Below are 21,707 nucleotides of genomic sequence, written 5' to 3'. Positions count from 1 at the left end.
GCCGAGAGCGAGGCGGGCGCTGATGGACGTTCTTATCGCTGTGGCCGGACTGCTGTTCGTCGGGGTGTTGACCTTCGGCACCGCGCTGGCCGTCGCGGCAGAGTTCTCCCTCACCACCCTCGAGCGAAGCACGATCGACGCCCACGTCACCGAGGTCGGAGACCGGCGGTCCAAGGCGGTGCGTCGCGCGCACAGCACCCTGTCCTTCCAGCTGTCCGGTGCGCAGGTTGCGATCACGCTGACCACGCTGGTTACCGGTTACGTGGCCGAGCCGCTGATCGGTGACCTGCTCCGGCCGTTGATCAGCACCCTCGGGGCCCCGATGGGAGTGGCCGTTCCGGTCGCCCTGGTGCTGGCCATCTTCCTGGCCACCACCCTGTCGATGGTCTTCGGCGAGATGGTTCCCAAGAACCTCGCCATCGCACGTCCCCTTCCGACCGCGCGAACGGTTTCGGGCTACCACTCCCTGTTCTCCCGGCTGTTCAGCCCGCTGATCAACGGAATGAACAACAGCGCGAACTGGTTCCTGCGCAGGATGGGGATCGAACCCCAGGAGGAGCTGCGCTCGGCCCGCTCCCCCGACGAGCTCGGTTCGATCGTGCGTTCCAGCGCCGAGCACGGCACTCTCGACGAGGCCACGGCCGCCCTGATGGACCGCTCGCTGCGCTTCGGGGAACGCACGGCGCAGGAACTGATGACTCCACGGGTCCGCGTCGAGTCTCTCGACGCCACGGACGACGTCCTCGAGCTGATCGACACCGCGCGCCGCACCGGGTTCTCCCGCTTTCCCGTGCACAGCGGGGATCTGGACAACGTGAACGGTGTGGTGCACGTGAAGCAGGCGTTCGGGGTGCCGCTGGAAGCACGAGCCGACACCGCGGTCGGACCGCTGACCAAGCCGGTCCCCACGGTGCCGGAGTCCCTCGAGGGGGACGCGCTGCTCGAACGACTGCGCGGTTCCGGGCTGCAGATGGCCCTGGTCGTCGACGAGTACGGAGGCACGGCGGGCATCGTCAGCCTCGAGGACGTCGTCGAGGAGATCATCGGTGACGTCCGGGACGAGCACGACCGACGCGAAGCGGCCGCGGTCCGCCGCACCGGTGGGTCCAGCTGGACCATCTCGGGACTGCTGCGCGCCGACGAGTTGGAGGAGGCCACCGGCTTCGCCATGCCGGAAGGCGACTACGAAACGGTCGCCGGGTTGGTGCTGTCCGGGCTGGGACGGATCCCCGCCCCCGGTGACGGGATCCAGGAGGGTGACTGGATGTTGACCGTCACCGCCATGGACCGGAACCGGATCGCGGAGCTGCGGCTGCAGCACCTGCCCGCGGAGCTCGACGCCCGAGAGTTACCCGAGTGGGCCCACCGGGAGCAGGAGGTGTCCCGATGAACGACGGCACTGCCATCGGGCTGACGGTCCTCCTGCTGCTGCTGAACGCGTTGTTCGTCGGTGCCGAGTTCTCGCTGCTGTCCTCCCGCCGCGACCGCCTCGAAGCACTGCGCGAGCAGGGGGTGCACCGGGCCAGGACCGTCATCAGGGCCAGCCAGGAGGGCTCGCTGATGCTGACCAGCTCCCAGCTGGGAATCACCCTGTGCTCGTTGGGGCTGGGGCGGCTCGGAGAGCCCGCTGTCGCCCACCAGCTGGAACGGCTGCTCGGTCCCGTGCCCGCACCGTCCGTGCTGCTGCACGCGGTGGCTTTCGCGATCGCACTCGCCGTGGTGATCGTACTGCACGTGCTGATCGGCGAGATGGTTCCGAAGAACCTCGCGATCGCGGAGCCGGAGAGGCTTGCGCTGTGGCTGGTCCCCGCTCTGGTGGGGTTCGTCAAAATCGCCCGCCCGCTCATCGCGCTGTTCAACATGCTGGCCAACGCGGTGCTGCGGATGCTGCGGGTCCAGCCCAAGGAGGACCTGGAAACCGCCTACACCTCTTCGGAACTGGCCGAACTGCTCGTGGAGTCGCGCAAGGAGGGCCTGCTGGACCAGTCCGAACACCGCAGGCTGGCCAAGACGCTCTCCTCGGTGGAAAGCACCGTCGGTGACGTGCTGGTTCCGCTCCACGAGCTCACCACGCTGCCGGGAGACCCGACGCTGGCCGATGTGGAGCACGCGGTCTCATCCACCGGGTTCTCCCGGTTCCCCGTCCGCGCCGACAACGGCAGGCTGCTCGGGTACCTGCACGTCAAGGACGTGCTGGACCAGGCGGGCAGTTCGTCACGCACTCCGGTCGCGCCCTCGCGGGTGCGTGCGCTTCCGAACGTCCGGAGCCGGGCTCGTCTCGACGATGCCCTGACGACACTGCGCCGCACCGGTAGCCACCTCGCGACCGCCATCGACGACGGTGGCAAACCGTTGGGGGTGGTCGCGCTGGAGGACCTCGTCGAGGAGTACGTCGGCACCGTCCGGGACGCCACGCACGTGAGGTGATCCCGCGGGGTGGTCGGTGCTCGCCCGTCCACCGGTCCGAGCACCGGCCGCCCGACGGGCCGGGGCGCACCCGCGGCCTCCTCGAGCACCGACGTCACCCGCCCGTGGGGCTCCTCCCGAATCGGGCGGGACGCGCTGGACTACCGTGGTGGACGTGGTCGAGCAGGTCCTGACGGAAGCCCAGTGGCGAGCGCGCGCCGAACAGCACCGGAACCGCATGCTGCACTGGACGGAACCGCACCGCCGACGCCGCGAGCGCGGTGAGAAGCATCCGGTGATGGACTTCCTGTTCACCTACTACACCCAGCGCCCCTCCCGCCTGGAACGCTGGCAACCCGGGTTCGGGGTGGCGTTGGAGGGAGGACGGGACTTCCTCGAGCGCCGGGGGTACGTCGAGACCCCGCAGGGGGTCGCGGTCGATCCGGCGGAGCTCACCCCGCAACGACGCGAGACCGTGGAGTTCATCCACCGGCTGCTCGGAGCGACCGAATCGCGGACTGCACAGCTCGGCTGCTTCGGACTTCACGAATGGGCGATGGTCTACCGGATCTCCCAGGACGAACTGCGGCACTCCTCCTGGCCGCTGCGTCTCGGGCGAAGTGGGACCGACGAGGTCGTCGAGTCCATGCGGATCCGCTGCAGTCACTACGACGCGTTCCGCTTCTTCAGCACCGCGGCACGCCCCCTCAACTCGCTGCAGCCGACGCAGCAGGACCGGGTTCGGATGGAGCAACCGGGCTGCCTGCACAACAACATGGACGTGTTCAAGTGGTGCTACAAGCTGGACCCGTTCGTCCCCTCCGAACTGATGGGCGACTGCTTCGAACTCGCCGCCGACATCCGTGAGATGGACATGCGCGCCAGCCCCTACGACCTGAGCGAACTGGGGTACTCGCCGATCGAGATCGAAACGGCGCACGGACGTGCCGAGTACGTCCGTCGGCAACGCGCGTTCGGCGAACGGGCTTCCCGCCTCCGGGGGCGTCTGATCGGTGTCTGTGCCGAGCTGCTGAAGCGCTGAGCGGGGTGGCCACGCAGGTGGCCACCCCGCCCCGATACTGCGTACGGGTCAGCCGCTGACCGTCAGACCCAACTCCCCGTTGTCGTCCCGCTCGGCGTCCAGCGTCTTGTCCCCGAGCACGGTGGAGGCCTGCGTGTCCAGGAAGACGCGCACACCGGCCTGCTCGATGACCTCATCGTCGTCCTCGGGAGCGGTCGCGACCGCCGCCTCCAGGCTTTCGGCCGCGGCCTGCCCGTTAGGCGAGCTGATACGCAGACCGGCCCCCTCGGGGGACTCTCCGCCGGTCAAGATCAACTTGATGACCTCGGCCGCGTTCTCACTGATGGTGAGCATACTGCTCTTACCCCTCTCGGAGTCGGTCACGTAAAGAGCCCACCGTATTAGATGGAGTCGCGTCTCGCCCGATTACCCCTCGTACGCCGAGAGCGGCGGGCAGGAGCACACCAGGTTGCGATCACCGCGGGCCTGGTCGATCCGCCGCACCGGCGGCCAGATCTTGTTCTCCGGGGTACCCACGGGATACACGGCCTCCCACCGGCCGTAGGGGTGCTCCCAGTCCCCCGCCAGCGCCGCGGCCGTGTGCGGAGCGTTGACCAACGGGTTGTCCTCGGCGGGCCAAGAACCCGCCGCGACCTTGTCGATCTCGGCCCGGATCGCGATCATCGCGTCGCAGAAGCGGTCCAGCTCCTCGAGGTTCTCGCTCTCGGTCGGTTCCACCATCAACGTGCCCGCCACGGGGAAGGACATCGTCGGGGCGTGCAAGCCGTAGTCGGCCAGCCGCTTGGCCACGTCGTCGACGCTCAGCCCCGCGTTCTTGGTGATCTCCCGCAGATCCAGGATGCACTCGTGCGCGACGAAACCGCCGTTACCCGTGTAGAGCACGGGGAAGTGGTCGTTCAACCGACTGGCCACGTAGTTCGCCGAGGCCACGGCGGTGAGCGTGGCCCGGCGGAGACCGTCGGCCCCCATCATGCGGACATAGGCCCACGAGATCGGCAGGATGGAAGCACTGCCCCACGGGGCGGAGCTTATCGGTCCCACCCCGGTCTCCGGTCCCGCCTGCGGCTGCAGCGGATGGTTCGGCAGGAACGGCGACAGGTGCTCGCGCACACCGATCGGCCCGACGCCGGGCCCGCCTCCGCCGTGCGGGATGCAGAAGGTCTTGTGCAGGTTCAGGTGGGAGACGTCGGCACCGAACTTGCCCATGCGGGCGAGCCCGATCAGGGCGTTGAGGTTGGCGCCGTCCACGTAGACCTGGCCACCGGCCTCGTGCACCACCCCGCAGACTTCCTGCACCGTGTCCTCGTAGACCCCGTGCGTGGAAGGATAGGTGATCATGATCGCGGCCAGGTCGTCGTGATGCTTGTCCACCAGCTCACGCAGGTGGTCCATCTCGATGTTGCCCTCGTCGTCGCAACGCACCACGACCACCCGCAGTCCGGCCATGACCGCGCTGGCCGCGTTCGTGCCGTGCGCACTGGCCGGGATCAGGCAGACGTCGCGCTGCCCCTGACCACGGTCGTGGTGATAGGCCCGAATGGCCAGCAGGCCGGCGAACTCCCCCTGGCTGCCCGCGTTCGGTTGCAGGCTCACCGCGTCGTAACCGGTGATCTCGGCCAGCCAGTCCTGGAGGTCCTCCACCACCCGAAGCAGCCCGGCCGCGTCCTCCGCCGGTGCGAACGGGTGCAGCTCGGCTATGGAGGGCCAGGTGATCGGCTCCATCTCGGCGGCCGCGTTGAGCTTCATCGTGCACGAGCCGAGCGGGATCATGCTCCGGTCCAGAGCCACGTCGGAGTCCGACAGCCTGCGCAGGTAGCGCAGCAGGGCGGTCTCCGAGCGGTAGCGGTGGAACACGGGGTGGGTCATGTAGTCGCTCTCGCGCAGCAGTCCCGCGGGCAGTGCGGGGCCGACTTCCGCGTCCAGCTCGTCCACCGGAGCACGCTCGCCCTCCTCGAGCCCGAAGGCCTGCCAGACCAGCGCGAGGCGGTCCCTGGTCGTGGTCTCGTCACAGGTGACACCGACGTGATCGGCATCAACCCTGCGCAGGTTCACCCCGTTGCGGCGCGCGGCGGCCACGATGTCGTCGGCGCGGCCGGGGACGCGGGTGAGAACCGTGTCGAAGAACTCGTCGTGGCAGACCTGCACCCCGCCACGCCGCAGCTGCTCCGCCAGCACGGTGGCCATCCGGTGCGTGCGGGTGGCGATCGAGCGCAGCCCCGCGGGGCCGTGGTAGACGGCGTACATCGAGGCGACCACGGCGAGCAGCACCTGGGCCGTGCAGATGTTGCTGGTCGCCTTCTCCCTGCGGATGTGCTGTTCCCTGGTCTGCAACGCGAGCCGGTAGGCCTGGTTGCCATCGGCGTCCACGCTCACTCCGACCAGTCGACCGGGAAGCTGCCGCTCCACTCCCTTGCGCACGGCCATGTAGCCCGCGTGGGGGCCTCCGAAGCCCATCGGGACCCCGAATCGCTGGGTCGTGCCGACCACCACGTCGGCACCGATCTCGCCCGGGGCGCGCAGCATGGTCAACGCCAGCAGATCCGCCGAGACCACGGCCATACCGCCGCGCCGGTGAATCTCGGCGATGACCTCCTCGTGGTCCCGAACCGCTCCGGACGCTCCCGGGTAGGCAAGCAGCGCGCCGAAGAAGTCACCTTCGGGGAGTCCCGCCGCTCCCCGGGAGAGATCGGCTCGTACGATCTCGATCCCCAACGGCTCGGCGCGGGTTTCGATCACCGAGAGCGTCTGCGGGAAAGCATCGTCGTCCACGACGAACCGCGGGGACTTGGCACGTCCGGCCCGACGTATCAGGGTCATGCCTTCGGCGGCTGCCGTGGACTCGTCCAGCATCGAGGCGTTCGAAACCGGGACCCCGGTCAGGTCGGCGACCATCGTCTGGAAGTTCAGCAGCGCTTCGAGACGCCCTTGGGAGATCTCGGGCTGGTAGGGGGTGTAAGCCGTGTACCAGGCGGGGTTCTCCAGTACGTTGCGGCGGATGACAGGGGGGGTCACGGTGGCGTGATAGCCGAGCCCGATCATCTCGACATGGGGCGTGTTACGGCTCGCCAGCTCACTCAACTCGTCCAACGACTCGGCCTCGGTAGCGGGCTCCGGCAGCCTGAGCCGCGAGTCGCGCTCGCGAATACCGGCGGGAACCGCGTGCTCACCGAGCTCTTCGAGGGAACCGACTCCCACCGCGTCGAGCATGCTGGCCAGTTCGGCGGGCATCGGGCCGACGTGGCGTTCTGCGAACGGGGTTCCGTGCTCCAGAGCGGCCAGCGGTATACGGTCGTCGGTCATCGCCAAAACCTCACTCATCGCGGGCATCTCGGACAGGGCAGACAGCACTCCCTGCGGAAGTGCTGGCCTCCCCCTCTGTCAATGCCCGCGTAGCGGACGCCTGAGAGCTTCGCCCTGCGAATCGGGCTTGCACCGTCGGCGGGGTTTCACCACGACACTGTGGCGAAGCCCTCTTTCCAGAGGTATCTCGCCCGTACGGTCCCAATGGCCTGAGAGGTTGTCGGGGAGGGTTTGCTCCTTCGGCGCCACCCCGAGATCGCTTCGGAGTGGTCTCTCCCGTACGGGGTCGGCGACGGATGCGAGCGTACCTCATCTCGTGCCGTTCAGGAATTGTCCGAGAACGCGCGGGGCCCTCGTTTCCCACGATACGGTCGGATCCCCGAACGGTCGAAGCAGCGGTCAGGAGCTCTCCGGCTGGCGGGTCCGCCGCCTACGTGACAGCTCGTCCTCGTCCGCCGCGGACTCGTCGGAACCGTCGGCCCGCTCCGCGGGGAAGTCGCTTATCGTGCCGCTTATCTCGCGCATGGCCCCGCTGACCGCGATCCCGAAGACGCCCTGCCCGCCACGGAGCAGATCGACGACGTCCTCGGCCGAGGTGCACTCGTAGACGGTGGTGCCGTCGCTGAACAGCGTGACTCCGGCCAGATCGCGCACTCCCCTGCTGCGCAGGTGGTCCACGGCGATCCGGATGTTGTGCAGCGACACTCCCGCGTCCAGCAGTCGCTTGACGATCTTGAGGACGAGAATGTCCTTGAACGAATAGAGCCGCTGCGATCCGGACCCCTCGGCCAGTCTGATCGAGGGCCCCACGAGGTCCGTGCGTGCCCAGTAGTCCAGCTGCCTGTAAGTGATGCCCGCGATCTGACACGCCGCACGTCCGCGATAACCGACCAACTCGTCCGGCAACGCGGCGTCCGGAAAAAGTTCGTCTCGTTCCTCGTCCGTCTCGAACCATGATGCGTTCTCGACCACGCGCGCCTCCCCTCGGCCGCTGCACCGGCGGCTACTCGATCAGGAGGAGGCGAAACAACCTCCCTCGGCCCCGGAACCAGGCTTGTCGTAGCCCCCGTCCGCTCTGAACACCGCGCGCACGACCACCGCGTGTCCTTCGACGGTAGACCCGCCGGTGAGCACGGTCAACGCGACGCGCGGGGACGGTTCCGCGCTCGAAGGAGCGCCCTCCACGACAGCCGCACCGGAACCTCTCCCCCGCGGTGCGGCCGGTCACACGGCGACTCGTTCCACCGAACGCCGCCGTGTCCGACCTCGTCGAGCCTGCTCGTCAGGTATCCGCCCCGCGGAAGTCCTCGGGAGAGACCGAGTCCAGGAACTCCTTGAACTTCTCGACCTCGTCCTCCTGCTCGTCGGGAATCAACAGTCCGGCCTCGTCGAGCACGGACTGCTCGGCGTGGATCGGAACCCCCGTACGCAGTGCCAGCGCGACAGAGTCACTCGGCCGCGCCGAGACCCGCACGTCCCCGTCGAAGACCAGCTCCGCGTAGAACGTTCCCTCCTGAAGATCGGTGACCCGCACTTGCTCCAGCTCCCGTCCGAGAGCTCCGACCACGTCCTTGAGCAAGTCGTGGGTCAACGGCCTGGCTGGTCGCACCCCTTGCTGCTCCAACGCGATCGCGGTCGCTTCGACCGACCCGATCCAGATCGGCAAGTACCGTTCGCCGTCGGTTTCGCGCAACAACAGGATCGGCTGGTTGGCCGGCAGTTCCACTCGCACGCCGACGACGCGCATCTCGCTGCTCATCGTCAAATCGCCTCCTCCAGCGCGCCGAAGCGTGACATCTCCTCCGAGGATCGCGCACCGACGCCTTCGACGCTACCCGCGATACGGCGAGGACGCCGCCCATACGAGCGCCGACTACTTCCATCGACTCCCGAACCACCCGACGGGACCGCGTCCGATCGTCCCACGGTGTCCGGACAACAGCGGAGCACACCGGGTGAACGGTACCGACGGAACTCCGGTGGAGCACATCTCGCGAACCCCCGGACCGGGACGGTTCGCGACGCCCGGCATCCGTATCGGCGGTCCCTCGCCTCCGGGGGCGGCACCGCTGGAGCCGCCCCGGGGAACGGACCGGTCACCGGGTTGCCTGCTGCCCCTCCGCCGGGCCGGTCAGAAACACCAGGCGGAACTTTCCGATCTGCACCTCGTCCCCGTTGGCCAGCACGGAGGTGTCCACGGGCTCACGGTTGACGTAGGTTCCGTTGAGGCTTCCCACGTCGACGACGACGTACTCGGCCCCTTCCCTCCGGAACTCGGCGTGCCTGCGCGAAACGGTGACGTCGTCCAGGAAGATGTCACTGTCGGGATGCCGTCCGGAACTGGTCGTCTCCCGGTCGAGAAGAAACCGTGATCCGGCATTGGGCCCACGCTTGACCACCAGGAGGGCGGATCCGGCCGGCAGCGCGTCGACGCCGGACGCGGAGGCTTCCGAAGGCGCGCTCTCGGCGTTCTCCTGCTCCGAGAGGAAGGGTTTGAAGACCGACGTGGTCTCCGATGACTGCTCCGGCGGTACGTCGCCGGGCCCGTCGTTGGTGCTCACCTGAGCTCTCCTCCTGCGCATGGGTCGTACCAGTGCCATCAAACGTACCGCGCCACGCAGAGTGCCAGACGGCCTGTCCCGATTTCCATACCGGTTCATACCGAGATCACCGCCCTATTCCCACAGCAGTCGCAACGAAGATCACACCTGCGAGCCGGCTCGCCACCACGACCCCGGCGCTGATCGGGACCCGGACCGGGGACGAACCGGCGGCACATCACGTTGACGCCCCCGTGGAACAGGGCCACCCGGGTCAACTACGTGCCCGAGACGATCGTACCGCGCTGATCACCTGCCCCAGATAGAGCACACCCGCCCACAGGTACAGCACCCCTCCCCAGCACGTGAACGCGTAGGCCAGTGGCTGGGCGATCCAGTCCAGCGCGAAGTCCCCCTGCACCAGCAGCAGCAGCGGAAAGGCGTACATCAGACAGAAGGTGGCCGCTTTGCCCAGGTAGTGCACATCGGGCGGTTCGAATCCGTGGTAGCGCAGCACCGGAAGGCACAACGTCAGCAGCAGGTCACGCGTGATCAACGCGGCGGCGGCCCACCAGGGAACCACCCCCCGGAGCACGAAGGCCACCAGCGTCGCCACTATGTACAACCTGTCGGCGGCGGGATCGAGCAGTTGCCCCACCCTGCTGTACTGGCCGAGCCAGCGGGCCAGCTTGCCGTCCAACCAGTCGGTGACGCCACTGAACACCAGGACCAGCAGGGCGAACAGGTCCCACTGCGGCCCGAGAAGCAACCACAGGAAAGCGGGGACCCCAGCCAGGCGCAACGCGCTCAGCGCGTTGGGAGCGGTCCACCACGGATCGCTCCAGACGTCCGCGGCGACCTCCTTGATACGCTCCATCCCCTGCTCGGGGGGTTGTCGGTCGTCCCGAGGGTTCGAAGCCGATCCCGTAGTGGTGCCGTCGGCGTCTTGCACCACGAGATCCTCCCCCTGTAAGCGGGCGGGCCGCACCCTCGCGGAGCGGTCCCACCGTCCGTGACGACGTCCTCCGCGGTCACGCCCGGACGTGCCACCTTACCTGCCTGCTCAGGGTGCCATACGCTCCCCGCCTCCTCCGCCACGGCACCGCGGGCGGGGGCGAGACGGCCTGCTCGGAGCGACCCCGCGGCCGAGGCCGGGCATCACCCGGCCAATCGGCCTCCTCAACGTGCGGGCAGTCTCCACCCCCTGCGTTGGAGTTCGGAGTCGCTGAGAAAGCGCGGACGCCCCTTGTCGTCCACACCGACCCAGCGCGAACGCCCCCCGACGCCCTCGAGGACGAACGGGTGACCACCACTCCACACGACGGAGCAAGGAGCGGTGGGAAGGGCCGTGGCCCCCGGGTCGGCACCGTTGTCCGACCCCGATTCCGCTGATGTGTCACCGCGCATCTGAGTCAACACCTCCGCCGGGACGGTCCCCGACCGTTTCGATGTGAGGGGTCTTCCCTTCACCGCCGATTGTGCGCGCCGCTCGACCACCTGTCCCGCCGCGAAGAGCGCGCTGCGCCGGGCGGTCACCGGGACGCGCCGAGTCGACACCGCCGACCGCCCGGACGATCCGCCGCGCCTATGGGCGCACGGAGGACCGCGCACCGCTCGGCGTGGCGGCGCGCAGCGCCGAGCGGTGCTCCCCACATCACCACCCCAGGGGGCGGAAAGAAGGACGCGGATCTCCCCATCAATCAATTGTCAACAATCCGAGCGAATTTTTGTTCGCCCTCGCACGATTCGATCGTTCCGATCTCCGAACCACCGGCGGCAACGAATTCGCGGGCGACCAAAACGAGCCACCCCCTCCGGTCACACCCCCCTGAACACGCCCTTCCGAAAGCGGAAAATCAAAAAACTCAACGTAATCGGACAAACACGCCACGTGCCGAAACAACCGATTCACCCATGCCGCCAGGCCCCCGCGAAACACTTTTTTCACCCTTCGGTGATGCAAAACACAAACCCGATTACGCAGTGAGTCCGCCAACACTTCCCCCGGAGAGGTCCGCCGGATCCCGCCGCAGGAACAGCGAAGGATCTCACTCCCGGAATGCGAACAAGAAGCTTTATGACCTGCTATTTTGTATGTAGGGCCCGATCGCGGAACCGCTTGGTCGCCGCACCGGCCGGACTGAGCGGCGACCACGGTTCGTTATCCCGATGTAACTAGTACATCTGTACATCTCAGCGATTTCTGGCTATGGTTCCGAATCGTTCTGACAGCGACACGGAAGGATGAACGTGCCTGCCGAAACACGTACGAACGGTGACGACAGCACCCGACCATCCGCTGCCCGGCGCGGCAAAAGCGGCATGCTGAAGATCGGTATCTTCGCGGTCGTTCTGGCTTTCGCGCTCGGCTACGTGGCCATCGCGGAACCGAATGTTTCCTGGCCAGGGCTGATCGCCATGCTGGTGTTCTACGCATTGTTCTACTGGCTGGGTGCTTTCGTGGCCGCCCGACGCGGAGGCGGGCTGGGCGACACGATGGTCGCCGGCCGCAACATGCCGCTGTGGATCGGCGTGTTCACGATGACGGCGACCTGGGTCGGCGGCGGTTACATCAGCGGCACCGCCGAGAGCACGTTCAGCACCGGCATGGCCTGGGCGCAGGCCCCGTGGGGATACGCGTTGAGCCTGCTCATCGGAGGCATGTTCTTCGCGAAGAAGATGCGGCGCGGCCGGTTCACCACGATGCTGGACCCCATCGACATCAGGTTCGGCAAACACGTCGCGGGACTCGGCTCGATCCCGGCCATCCTGGGCGAGGTCTTCTGGACCGGCGCCATCCTCACCGCTCTGGGCACCACGTTCGGGACCATCATCGGTCTCGACTTCACGATCTCGATCGTCCTGTCCGCGATCATCGCGATCGCCTACACCGTTGTCGGCGGCATGTGGTCGGTCGCCATCACCGATGTCGTCCAGGTCGTGCTCATCTTCATCGGGCTGATCGTCGCCGTGCCGTTCGCCGCTTCGGCCGTAGGCGGCCTGGGAGAGGCGTGGAGCTCGTACCCGGCCAACTTCGACTTCGAGTCCTACGCCTCGCTGTTCCCGCCGTTGACCGGCTGGGACGACCCCGGCTGGGGTCACGCCTACTGGAACTGGTGGGACTCCGGGCTCGCGTTGGTGCTGGGTGGCATCCCGTGGCAGGTGTACTTCCAGCGGGTGCTCTCCTCCAGCAGCCCGAAGAACGCCCGCAGGTTGTCGGTCGGCGCGAGCGTGATGTGCGTGCTCGCGGCCATTCCGCCGGTGCTCATCGGCGTCATCGCCACGGCGGCCAACTTCCAGGCCGAAGGAGCGCCTCCGCTGGACAACCCCTCCATGGTGTTGCCCTACGTGCTGCGCTACCTGCTGCCGACGGGGGTAGCGGCGCTCGGACTCGGAGTGCTCGCCGCCGCCGTGATGTCCAGCGTCGATTCCTCCGTGCTCTCGGCCTCCTCCCTGACCGGGTGGAACGTCTACCGACGTCTGCTGAGCCCGCGGGCGGGGGCCGACCAGGTGCAGAAGGTGATCCGCAGGCTGATCGTGATCATCGGCGCCGCGGCGACCCTGATGGCGCTGCAGGCCAGCAGTGTCTACGACCTGTGGTACCTGGCCAGCGACCTGATCTTCGTGATGCTCTTCCCGCTGCTGGTGTGCGCCCTGTTCGTGCCGTGGGCCAATCGCATCGGTGCCGTGTCCGGCTTCGTGGTCGCGGTGTTCCTGCGGCTCTCGGCCGGTGAGGACCTCTTCGGGCTCGCACCGTTCCTGCCCTGGCCCTGGTACGAGGACGGGGCGGTGCAGTTCCCGTTCCGCACGGTGGCGATGGTCGCTTCGCTCGTGACCATACTGGTGGTGTCCGCGATAACGCGACGCAAGAACGCTCCGGTTCCGATGGCCGCGCTGGAGCCGGACACTCCGGAACGCACGCGGTGGGGCAACGACCTGACCGAGGAGACCCCGGAGCAGGAGGAGCCCCTCTCGGCCGCCCAGGCCCGGTAGGAACCCGTCAACTCGGTTGTCGAGCAAGGCTCCGCCGCGGGACCTCGGTGCAACCGCCCCTCCCTCGAGCGGGTGCCCGGCCTCGAGCAGCCGCACTCGGCCCCCGTCGCTGCCCGCAGCGACGGGGGCCGAGTGCTTTCGCGGGAACACGCATACTCCGAACAGGTGATATACCCCACCCGCAATTTTGGTCTATACCTTATTCCACCGTTTCCGACGAGAGGTACAGACCAGCATGAAACGCACTCGGGAAAGCACCCGGAGCCCGTACAGCAGACTCCCGGCGGCGCTCGCCCTGGCCACCACTGTGACGCTGGCCTGCGGCACCGTCTCCGCCGCCGCTTCCCAGCCCTCCGCTCCCCAGGCGGAGGACCACGGCGCCGACAAGACCGCCTCCGCACTGAGCGACGTGATCCCGGCCCCCACCTCGGTGGAACCGGAGCGCGGCGCGAAATTCCGCGTAAAGTGGAACACCGGTATCCACGCACCCCGCGGCAACGCGGAAGCGGATCGCGTGGCCCGTTACCTCCAACAGCAGTTACGCCCCTCCACGGGGTACGGACTGCTGATAAACCGGGGCAGCCCCGGGCGGGGCGACATGGTGCTGAGCTTGGACGGATCCGAGCAGCGCCTCGGTGACTCCGGCTACCGGATGGACGTGGACAAGGAGCGGCTGACGATCCACGCGACCACCTCGGAGGGGCTGTTCCACGGAGTCCAGACCCTGCGGCAGCTGTTGCCCGCCGAGGCCGAGAGCGGTTCCCCACGGCACGGACCGTGGAAAGTGCCGGCCGGTGAGATAGTGGACAAGCCCCGCTTCGAGCACCGCTCGGCGATGTTGGACGTCGCACGGCACTTCTTCGAGGTCGAGCAGGTCAAAAGCTACATCGACCAGATCGCGCAGTACAAGATCAATTACTTGCATCTGCACCTGACCGACGACCAGGGCTGGCGCATCCAGATCGACGACTGGCCCAAGCTGACCACCCACGGGGGCAGCACCGAGGTCGGTGGTGGTGACGGCGGCTACTACACCAAACGGGAATACGCCGAAATCGTCGACTACGCGAGCACGCGCAACATCACCATCGTCCCCGAAATCGACCTGCCCGGGCACACGAACGCGGCACTGTCCTCCTACGCCGAGCTGAACTGCGACGGGCAGGCACCGCCGCTCTACACCGGCATCGAGGTCGGTTTCAGCTCGCTGTGCGTGGACAAGGAGGTCACCTACCGGTTCGTCGACGACGTCATCCGCGAGGTGGCCGCGATGACTCCCGGCCGGTACCTGCACATCGGCGGTGACGAGGCCGACTCGACCACCGAGGAGGGCTACCGGCACTTCATGTCCCGAGTGCTGCCGATCGTGGAGAAGTACGGCAAGACCCCGCTGGGCTGGCACGAGTACGCCAAGGCCGAACCCTCCTCGGACGCGATGGTGCAGTACTGGGGCACCTCGAACTCCAACGAAGAGGTCTCGAAAGCCGCCGAGCGCGGGAACGAGATCCTGCTCTCCCCCGCCAACAGGAGTTACCTGGACCAGAAGTACAACGAGGAGACCGAGCTCGGTCTGGACTGGGCCGGGCCGACCACGGTCCGCGAGTCCTACGACTGGCGTCCGGGCTCACATATGAACTCGGTTCCCGAAGAGGCGATCGCCGGAGTCGAGGCTCCGCTGTGGAGCGAAACGCTGACCACGTCGAACGAGATCGAGTTCATGGCCTTCCCCCGGCTGCCCGCGATCGCCGAGCTGGGATGGTCCCCGCAGTCCAAGCACGACTGGTCCTCCTTCCGGGAACGCCTGGCCGGTCAGGCGGCGAGCTGGCAGGAGCAGGGCATCGATTTCTACCGTTCGGAACAGATCCCCTGGCCCGAGGACTGATCGAGCGGCGAAGACCCCCGCACGGCGTGTCCCGGTCCGCTCCGGGGCACGCCGTCCCCTCGTCGGGAACCGGTCGCCCTCGCACCGGGCGAAGTCCTTACCGGTTCTCCCGGGCACGGCGCGTTCCGTCCCGGACCCGCGCGACCGGCTGGCGCGGAACGCGAACGGGGCAACGAACGGAACGAATCCGAACGAGCACGCATAGTCGGTGAGCCAACCGGGAACCCTGCCGACGCAGACTGTCCGCGTTCGGAGGTAACCATGGCGTCACAGGATCAACAGGACGACAAGCAGAGCCAGCTCGACCACGTCCGCGAGGATCCGCACGACAGCTACCTGACCACTCAGCAGGGCGTCCGGGTGGACCACACCGACGACTCGGTGACGGTCGGCGAACGTGGCCCGACCCTGCTGGAGGACTTCCACGCCAGGGAGAAGATCACTCACTTCGACCACGAACGAATTCCCGAGCGGGTCGTACACGCCAGGGGCTCCGGGGCGTACGGGCATTTCCGGCCGTACGACGACTGGCTGGCCGACTACACCACCGCCGACTTCCTGACCGACCCGCAGAAGAGGACACCGGTTTTCGTCCGCTTCTCGACGGTTCAGGGCTCCAGGGGATCCAACGACACCGTGCGCGACGTACGCGGATTCGCCACGAAGTTCTACACCGACCGGGGGAACTACGACCTGGTCGGCAACAACATGCCCGTCTTCTTCATCCAGGACGGGATAAAATTCCCCGACTTCGTGCACGCCGTCAAGCCGGAACCGCACAACGAGATCCCCCAGGGCGCCTCGGCCCACGACACGCTGTGGGACTTCGTCTCGCTGCAGCCCGAGACCATGCACATGATGATGTGGCTGATGTCGGACCGCGCCATTCCGCGCAGCTACCGCATGATGCAGGGCTTCGGGGTGCACACCTTCCGCCTGGTCAACTCGGCGGGCAGGGGAACCTTCGTCAAGTTCCACTGGAAACCGGTCCTGGGCACGCACTCGCTGGTGTGGGACGAGGCCCAGAAGGCCGCGGGCAAGGACCCCGATTTCAACCGCGGAGACCTCTGGGAGGCCATCGCGGCCGGCAACTACCCCGAGTGGGAACTCGGTGTGCAACTCGTCGACGAGTCGAAGGAGTTCGACTTCGACTTCGACCTGCTGGACCCGACCAAAATAATCCCGGAGGAGCAGGTTCCCGTGCAGCCGGTCGGCAAGATGGCTCTGGACAAGAATCCGGACAACTTCTTCGCCGAAACGGAGCAGATCGCCTTCCACACGGCGAACGTGGTCCCCGGAATCGACTTCACGAACGATCCCCTGCTGCAGGCGCGCAATTTCTCCTACCTGGACACGCAGCTCATCCGGCTCGGTGGGCCGAACTTCGCGCAAATACCGATCAACCGCCCGGTCGCCGAAGTGAGCAACAACCAGCGGGACGGCTTCAACCAGATGCGCATCCACCGGGGGCAAACCAGCTACTACGACAACAGCATATCCGGGGGGTGCCCCGCCCTGGCCGGAACCGACAACGGCGCTTTCTCCCATTACCAGGAAAAGGTCGAGGGCTCCAAGATCCGCAAACGCAGCGAGAGCTTCCAGGACCACTACAGCCAGGCGACGCTTTTCTGGAACAGCATGGCCGTCTGGGAGCAGGAGCACATCGTCGCCGCTTTCCGCTTCGAGCTGAACAAGGTGGAGCACAAGCACATACGGGAACGCACGGTCGACCACCTGAACCATGTCGACCACGATCTGGCGACCCGCGTGGCCACCGGAATCGGCGTGACCCCTCCCGCTTCCCCCGCGGTCACCAACCACGGAGGAAGCTCTCCCGCGCTGAGTCAGGCGAACTCGGCGACCGACTCCATCGCGACCAGGAAAGTGGCGCTGCTGGCTGCCGACGGGGTGCACGCCGAAGAGGTCGACCAGATACGTCGCTACCTCGCCGAGCGGAGCGCCGTCGCGGAGATACTGGCTCCGCGGGAGGGAACGCTGCAGTCCTCCAACTCCACCGAGGTCCCCGTGGACAGGGCCGTCAACACGGTGGCTTCGGTGCTCTACGACGCCGTGGTCGTGCCGGGAGGCTCCGCGAGCGTCGAGACCCTGAACGCGGACGGCTATGCCGTGCACTTCGCGGCCGAGGCCTACAAGCACGCCAAACCGGTCGCCGCGAGCGGGGAGGGCACGACACTGCTTCGCAAAGCGGGCATCGACGTGAGGTACGCCGAGGGGCAGGACGTGGTCACCGACAGCGGAGTGGTCACGGTCGCGGAGACCGGCGGATCACTGCCCTGGGGCTTCCTCTCCGACTTCGCCGAGACACTCGCGGGCCACCGGGTGTGGAGCAGGGACACCGCGGGCATTCCCGCCTGAACGACTGATGGTGAAGAAGTACACACCTATGGCCCGGAGACGGTTCCGGCGAGCGGGTACGGAACCGCTCCGGGCTCTTCAGGAATGTTTCGACCGGCACGATCGCGCTCAAGCAGACCGGGGAGACCTCATGTCAGCCCAGGAACGATCGATGTAGTCCAAACACTCTTCCCTGGTTCCGTCGAAACTCGCGGACATCCATCCCGGGGGAACCCGTCGATCGCATCTCCAGATGGAGTGCTGGCCCCGGTTGTTGACGACCACCAAATAACGCTGTCCGGCAGAATAATCCGACACGGTTCATCCTCTCGATCAGTGCTCGCCCGAGCTGGGTACCTCGGGAATCTCCCCCTCGGGATCCGAAAATATCGAAAAAAGCGCCTCACGCATCAGCCTCTGCGCCTTTCGCACAGTGGACAGCGACACGGAAGAGGTCATACCGGATCGTGCGGTCACGACGGTGGAGTCATCGATCGGGCCGTGCTGCACCTCGATAAACAGGGGGAAGTTGGTCCTGTTCACGAAAGTCCAACCGCGCTCACGAGGATCGACCCCATCCGAACCACCCAGAACGCGGAAGTCAGTGTAATTGAGCACAACGTGGAACAAATCGCTTCCCTTCCTGGAAACCAGATCCGCCAGCGGCATCCAGCGGTGGGGCAGCAACGACACCTCCTGCTCGAAAACCTCGCAGATCAATTCCTCCCATCTGGTGCTCTCCGCGAGAGACACCCCAACGGGGAGCACGTTGAGGAACATCCCCAGAAGCCGGTCGCCGTCCCGACTTTCCGGACGCATGTGGGTGGCGGTACCGATCACCGGGCTCGGATGTCCCGTCAACGCCGCCGTTACCCACAACCCCGCAGCCAGGTAAACGGTTTTCGGAGGAACCGAGAGACGGGCGGCTATGCTTCGCACGGTGCCGTCAGTGGCCGAGTCCAGTTCCATCGCCGCCTCCGCAGGGGAACCAGCGGTTCCGACATCACCGCCTCCCGGAGGCGGAGGGCCGGGATCGAGCCGGGGCAGACGTTGCTCCCAGAAATGACGGGTCCGCTCGTCCTTCCCAGCTCTTCGTTCTCTCTCGACGTGTTCCCAGGGACTCGGTGAGAACACCTCTGGCAGCTGTTCCTCCGTCTCCCCGATGTGCACCCGGTAGCTGTGCAACAGTTCCGTCCCCAGGACGGCCGTGCTCCATCCGTCGAGCAAAGCGTGGTGCACGACCAGTGCCAGATACCAGTCCCCGTCGAACCGTGGAAGTACGTGGCAGTGCAACGGTGGGGCTCGATCCCGTGTGACGTGTCCGGACCACTTCCTCTCCCATTCCCGGACCAGGCGCGCGCGGAAGTCCTCTCCTCGCCCCACACCGAATGAAACCGACACCGGGATGCGGGGGCACGGGGAAGCACACCACCGGAACGTCCCCTGTTCGTCGAGCTCGAAGAACCCGTTGAGCACCTCGTGACGTTCCACCATGTCCGCCAACGCCCTCTTCAGCGCGGCGACATCCATACGTCCGCTCAGCTGTACCGCGACGAGCACCCTGTACAGGGTCGGATCGTCGATCAGCTCGCACTCATAGAGAATCCCCTGCTGACCACTGGAGAGTGCGGGGGTCTTCGTGCTCTCCTCCGCGAGGGAGCCATCCCCTGGGGCGGGAAGGGGATCACTCGTTGTCAACCGTCGGGCCGTGGGGCGAGTGTAGACATCTGTGACGCCCAACTCCACCCCTCGCTGTCTCGCGAGCCCCACCAATCGAGCCGCGCGAATGGAATCACCACCGAGAGCGAAGAAGTCGTCGTCCGGGTCCACCGCGGAAAGGTCCAGCACCTCGGCCATCACTTCGGCCAGAGCCCTTGTGGACGCGTCGTGGTCACCGAGACCCCCCGAACTCGGCGGTTTTCCCGCGCCGGACCACGGCAACGGCAGCGCGTCCACGTCCAACTTGTGCTGAACCGTCATGGGAAGACTGTCGACCGTGAGCACGGCGGTGGGCAGCATGTAGGACGGCAGCCGTCGGGACAGACGGGACCGAACTTCGCGCGGTTCGATTCCGACCCCTTCGGCCGGAACCACATAACCGATCAGAGCGAGGTCCCCACGGGGATCCTCGCGTGCCACCACCGCGGCCCTCGAAACTTCGAGAAGTTCCCTCAGAGCGGTTTCGATCTCACCGGGTTCCACCCGGAACCCGCGCAACTGGACCTGCCGGTCCGCTCTTCCCCGGAACACCAGGTCGCCGTCCGGTCGTCTCCGGGCCAGATCCCCCGTTCTGTACAGCCGGCTTCCCGGGGAGCCGTAGGGATCCGGAAGGAACCGCTCCGCCGTCAGCGCTGGTCGTCCCAAGTAGCCGCGCGCGATTCCCTCTCCACCCACGTACAACTCCCCGGTCTCTCCGCACTGCACGGGTCGGAGTTCCTGGTCGAGCAGTCTCAGTACCAGGTCATCGAGCGGAGTCCCGAGGGGGCTCTCCGAGGCTTCGACGTCGTGCACGTCGAGCGGGCGGAAGGTTACGTGAACGGTCGCTTCGGTGATCCCGTACATGTTCACCAGTCGCGGACGCTCATCACCATAAGCCTCGAACCAGGGCCCCAGCAGCTCCGGAGTGAGCTCTTCTCCTCCGAAAACGACCAGCCGCAGCGCGTTCTGGGGAAAACCCTCCCGAAGCGCCGCATCGATCAAACGTGCGAAGGCAGTGGGGGTCTGGTTGAGCACGGTAACCCGCTCGCGCAACAGCTGTGCCCAGAAAAGCTCCGGGTCACGGGTTAATTCGTGCGGCACGATCACCAGGCGTCCCCCGTGAGCGAGTGCTCCCCACATTTCCCAGACCGAGAAATCGAAGGCGTGCGAGTGGAAAGCCGTCCAGACGTCCGAGGAGGTGATCCCCATTTTGTCCCGGGTGTGCGCGAAGAGCCGCACCGGATTCGAGTGCGGGACGTCCACCCCCTTGGGTTTTCCGGTCGACCCCGAAGTGTGGATCACATACATGGAAGAGCCCGGACCGGGAACCGTGTTCGGATCGTGCTCGTCCTCCGCCAGAAGGTCGCGATCGTCCAGAGGCACGAATTCCGTCCGGTCCTCCCGAACCGTGTCCCGATATCGATTCGACCCCACCACCAGACCCGTTCCGCACTCCTCGATCAACCACCGGATCCGCTGCGGAGGGTGGACAGGATCGAGGGGGACATAACCACTCGCGGTCTTGAGCACGGCGAGCAGTGCCGTGATCAGACCACTACCGCGTTCGGCCAGGACACCAACCAGGCGTCCCGGTCCCGCCCCCGCACGTGAGAGTCGGTGGGCGAGCCTGTTGGCCATCCGGTTCAGCTCGCCGTAGGAAACGGATCCGCTCTCCTCGGTGACAGCGATGCGATCGGGGTACTCGGCCGCCCAAAGCTCGAACTCACAATGCAGCGGACGCCAACTCGTCGACACGATCTCTTCCCTCCCGCCAGAATCGTCCGGCTCACTGCACGGGGGCGGACATGAAGCGCAGTAAACTGATTTCGGCCAACCGCGCGGACACCAGAGCAGCACGCTGGTCGTCACCCGCGTGCAACCCTTCTTCCGCCGCCTCCAGACATACTCGCAGCATCCGCTCCGGAGCCTCCTCGAATCTCCTGAAAATCACGGTGAAATCCTCCGGTGGAGGGTTTTCCAGGGTCGACAGTCGCTCCACGAGCGAAACACAGACATGGTGCCAAACCAGCATTCCGGCATAGGCCCCCAACCCGGACTGAGCCCTGTTCCCCATAGTACCCAGCCAGAGGAAGTACCAGGGCATACTGTAGGCGTCGAAGGGAAGGGCGACAGTCCCCTCGGGCTCCACCTCACCCCCGATCGCGGAAATAGCCCTGCGCATCAGGACCCGCGCGTTCAGCTTTATTTCTGCGAATTCCATAAAAGGAGCCGCCGCCGTCTTGCGAGGAAACCGAGCGACCCCGGAGGCGTATCCTGCCACCTGCGTGTCCAACGACAGGTCCAGATAGCGGACCAACCTGGAATAGTGCGTGTTTTCCACGTCACCGGAACCGACCAAGCGAGCAAATTCGTTGTCGTAACCGTTCAACGGGGGGTCCAGCTCGCCGAGAACCTCCTGGCACAGGGGGAAACCATCGGAGAACCGGTTTTCGTGATCGGGACCGTTCATCTTCGTTCTCGCTTTCCAGCA

The 21,707-nt window shown here is 66.5% G+C and carries 16 protein-coding genes and 1 riboswitch; of the genes, 6 read left to right on the top strand and 10 right to left on the bottom strand.

Translation table 11 applies throughout. From position 1 onward, the window contains the following. Positions 1-22: 22 nt before the first annotated feature. From FHR84_RS07975 to FHR84_RS07965, 3 genes are all read left to right on the top strand, one after another. Positions 23-1,390, top strand: a complete 1,368-nt coding sequence (locus FHR84_RS07975) for a hemolysin family protein (RefSeq protein WP_179534803.1) — start codon at positions 23-25, stop codon at positions 1,388-1,390. After that, positions 1,387-2,427: a hemolysin family protein gene (locus FHR84_RS07970; protein WP_179534802.1), complete on the top strand. Its 1,041-nt coding sequence runs from the start codon at positions 1,387-1,389 to the stop codon at positions 2,425-2,427. The genes FHR84_RS07975 and FHR84_RS07970 overlap by 4 nt, the downstream gene beginning before the upstream one ends. Before the next feature lie 217 nt (positions 2,428-2,644). Next, the gene (locus FHR84_RS07965) at positions 2,645-3,448 is read left to right on the top strand and encodes a 3-methyladenine DNA glycosylase (RefSeq protein WP_179534922.1); all 804 of its coding nucleotides are present in this window, start codon (positions 2,645-2,647) and stop codon (positions 3,446-3,448) included. 48 nt (positions 3,449-3,496) lie between these two features. Here FHR84_RS07965 and FHR84_RS07960 read toward each other — a convergent pair whose 3' ends face one another. From FHR84_RS07960 to FHR84_RS07930, 7 genes are all read right to left on the bottom strand, one after another. Then, positions 3,497-3,781: a HesB/YadR/YfhF-family protein gene (locus FHR84_RS07960; protein WP_142076486.1), complete on the bottom strand. Its 285-nt coding sequence runs from the start codon at positions 3,779-3,781 to the stop codon at positions 3,497-3,499. A 72-nt stretch (positions 3,782-3,853) separates the two neighbouring features. Then, entirely contained in the window at positions 3,854-6,748 is a 2,895-nt protein-coding gene (gcvP, locus tag FHR84_RS07955) for an aminomethyl-transferring glycine dehydrogenase (protein ID WP_179534801.1), read from the bottom strand. Between the two features lie 186 nt (positions 6,749-6,934). Next, positions 6,935-7,037: riboswitch (glycine riboswitch) on the bottom strand. Positions 7,038-7,147: 110 nt separating this feature from the next. Further along, positions 7,148-7,720 (bottom strand): MerR family transcriptional regulator, encoded by a 573-nt coding sequence (locus FHR84_RS07950; protein ID WP_179534800.1) that lies wholly within the window; start codon positions 7,718-7,720, stop codon positions 7,148-7,150. A 310-nt stretch (positions 7,721-8,030) separates the two neighbouring features. After that, positions 8,031-8,507 (bottom strand): bifunctional nuclease family protein, encoded by a 477-nt coding sequence (locus tag FHR84_RS07945; RefSeq protein ID WP_026152307.1) that lies wholly within the window; start codon positions 8,505-8,507, stop codon positions 8,031-8,033. Positions 8,508-8,844: 337 nt separating this feature from the next. Next, complete coding sequence (garA, locus tag FHR84_RS07940) at positions 8,845-9,309, bottom strand: glycogen accumulation regulator GarA (protein WP_142076483.1); 465 nt, start codon at positions 9,307-9,309, stop codon at positions 8,845-8,847. 253 nt (positions 9,310-9,562) lie between these two features. Beyond that, entirely contained in the window at positions 9,563-10,243 is a 681-nt protein-coding gene (gene clsA, locus FHR84_RS07935) for a cardiolipin synthase ClsA (RefSeq protein ID WP_179534799.1), read from the bottom strand. Between the two features lie 224 nt (positions 10,244-10,467). Next, the gene (locus tag FHR84_RS07930) at positions 10,468-10,695 is read right to left on the bottom strand and encodes a cysteine peptidase family C39 domain-containing protein (RefSeq protein ID WP_179534798.1); all 228 of its coding nucleotides are present in this window, start codon (positions 10,693-10,695) and stop codon (positions 10,468-10,470) included. Between the two features lie 837 nt (positions 10,696-11,532). On the opposite strand from FHR84_RS07930, the gene FHR84_RS07925 reads away from it, so the two are divergent. From FHR84_RS07925 to FHR84_RS07915, 3 genes are all read left to right on the top strand, one after another. Further along, positions 11,533-13,281, top strand: a complete 1,749-nt coding sequence (locus FHR84_RS07925; RefSeq protein ID WP_246300319.1) for a high affinity choline transporter 1 — start codon at positions 11,533-11,535, stop codon at positions 13,279-13,281. A 235-nt stretch (positions 13,282-13,516) separates the two neighbouring features. Further along, positions 13,517-15,163 (top strand): beta-N-acetylhexosaminidase, encoded by a 1,647-nt coding sequence (locus tag FHR84_RS07920; RefSeq protein WP_179534797.1) that lies wholly within the window; start codon positions 13,517-13,519, stop codon positions 15,161-15,163. A 261-nt stretch (positions 15,164-15,424) separates the two neighbouring features. Then, positions 15,425-17,539, top strand: a complete 2,115-nt coding sequence (locus tag FHR84_RS07915; protein WP_179534796.1) for a catalase — start codon at positions 15,425-15,427, stop codon at positions 17,537-17,539. A gap of 108 nt (positions 17,540-17,647) precedes the next feature. On the opposite strand, the gene FHR84_RS23200 is transcribed toward FHR84_RS07915, so the two are convergent. Genes FHR84_RS23200 through FHR84_RS07900 form a run of 3 tightly spaced genes read right to left on the bottom strand, consistent with a single transcriptional unit; the run spans position 17,648 to position 21,686 of the window. Then, on the bottom strand, positions 17,648-17,803 hold the full coding sequence (locus FHR84_RS23200) for an MbtH family NRPS accessory protein (protein ID WP_425489876.1): 156 nt from the start codon (positions 17,801-17,803) through the stop codon (positions 17,648-17,650). A 48-nt stretch (positions 17,804-17,851) separates the two neighbouring features. Then, positions 17,852-20,971 (bottom strand): amino acid adenylation domain-containing protein, encoded by a 3,120-nt coding sequence (locus FHR84_RS07905; RefSeq protein ID WP_179534794.1) that lies wholly within the window; start codon positions 20,969-20,971, stop codon positions 17,852-17,854. 31 nt (positions 20,972-21,002) lie between these two features. Then, the gene (locus FHR84_RS07900; RefSeq protein WP_179534793.1) at positions 21,003-21,686 is read right to left on the bottom strand and encodes a hypothetical protein; all 684 of its coding nucleotides are present in this window, start codon (positions 21,684-21,686) and stop codon (positions 21,003-21,005) included. Between the last annotated feature and the right edge of the window lie 21 nt (positions 21,687-21,707).

The sequence above is a fragment of the Actinopolyspora biskrensis genome (assembly GCF_013408175.1).
GTDB classification, from domain to species: domain Bacteria; phylum Actinomycetota; class Actinomycetes; order Mycobacteriales; family Pseudonocardiaceae; genus Actinopolyspora; species Actinopolyspora biskrensis.
Note: the sequence above shows the minus strand (reverse complement) of the source record. Positions and strands in the feature narration are given on the sequence as shown.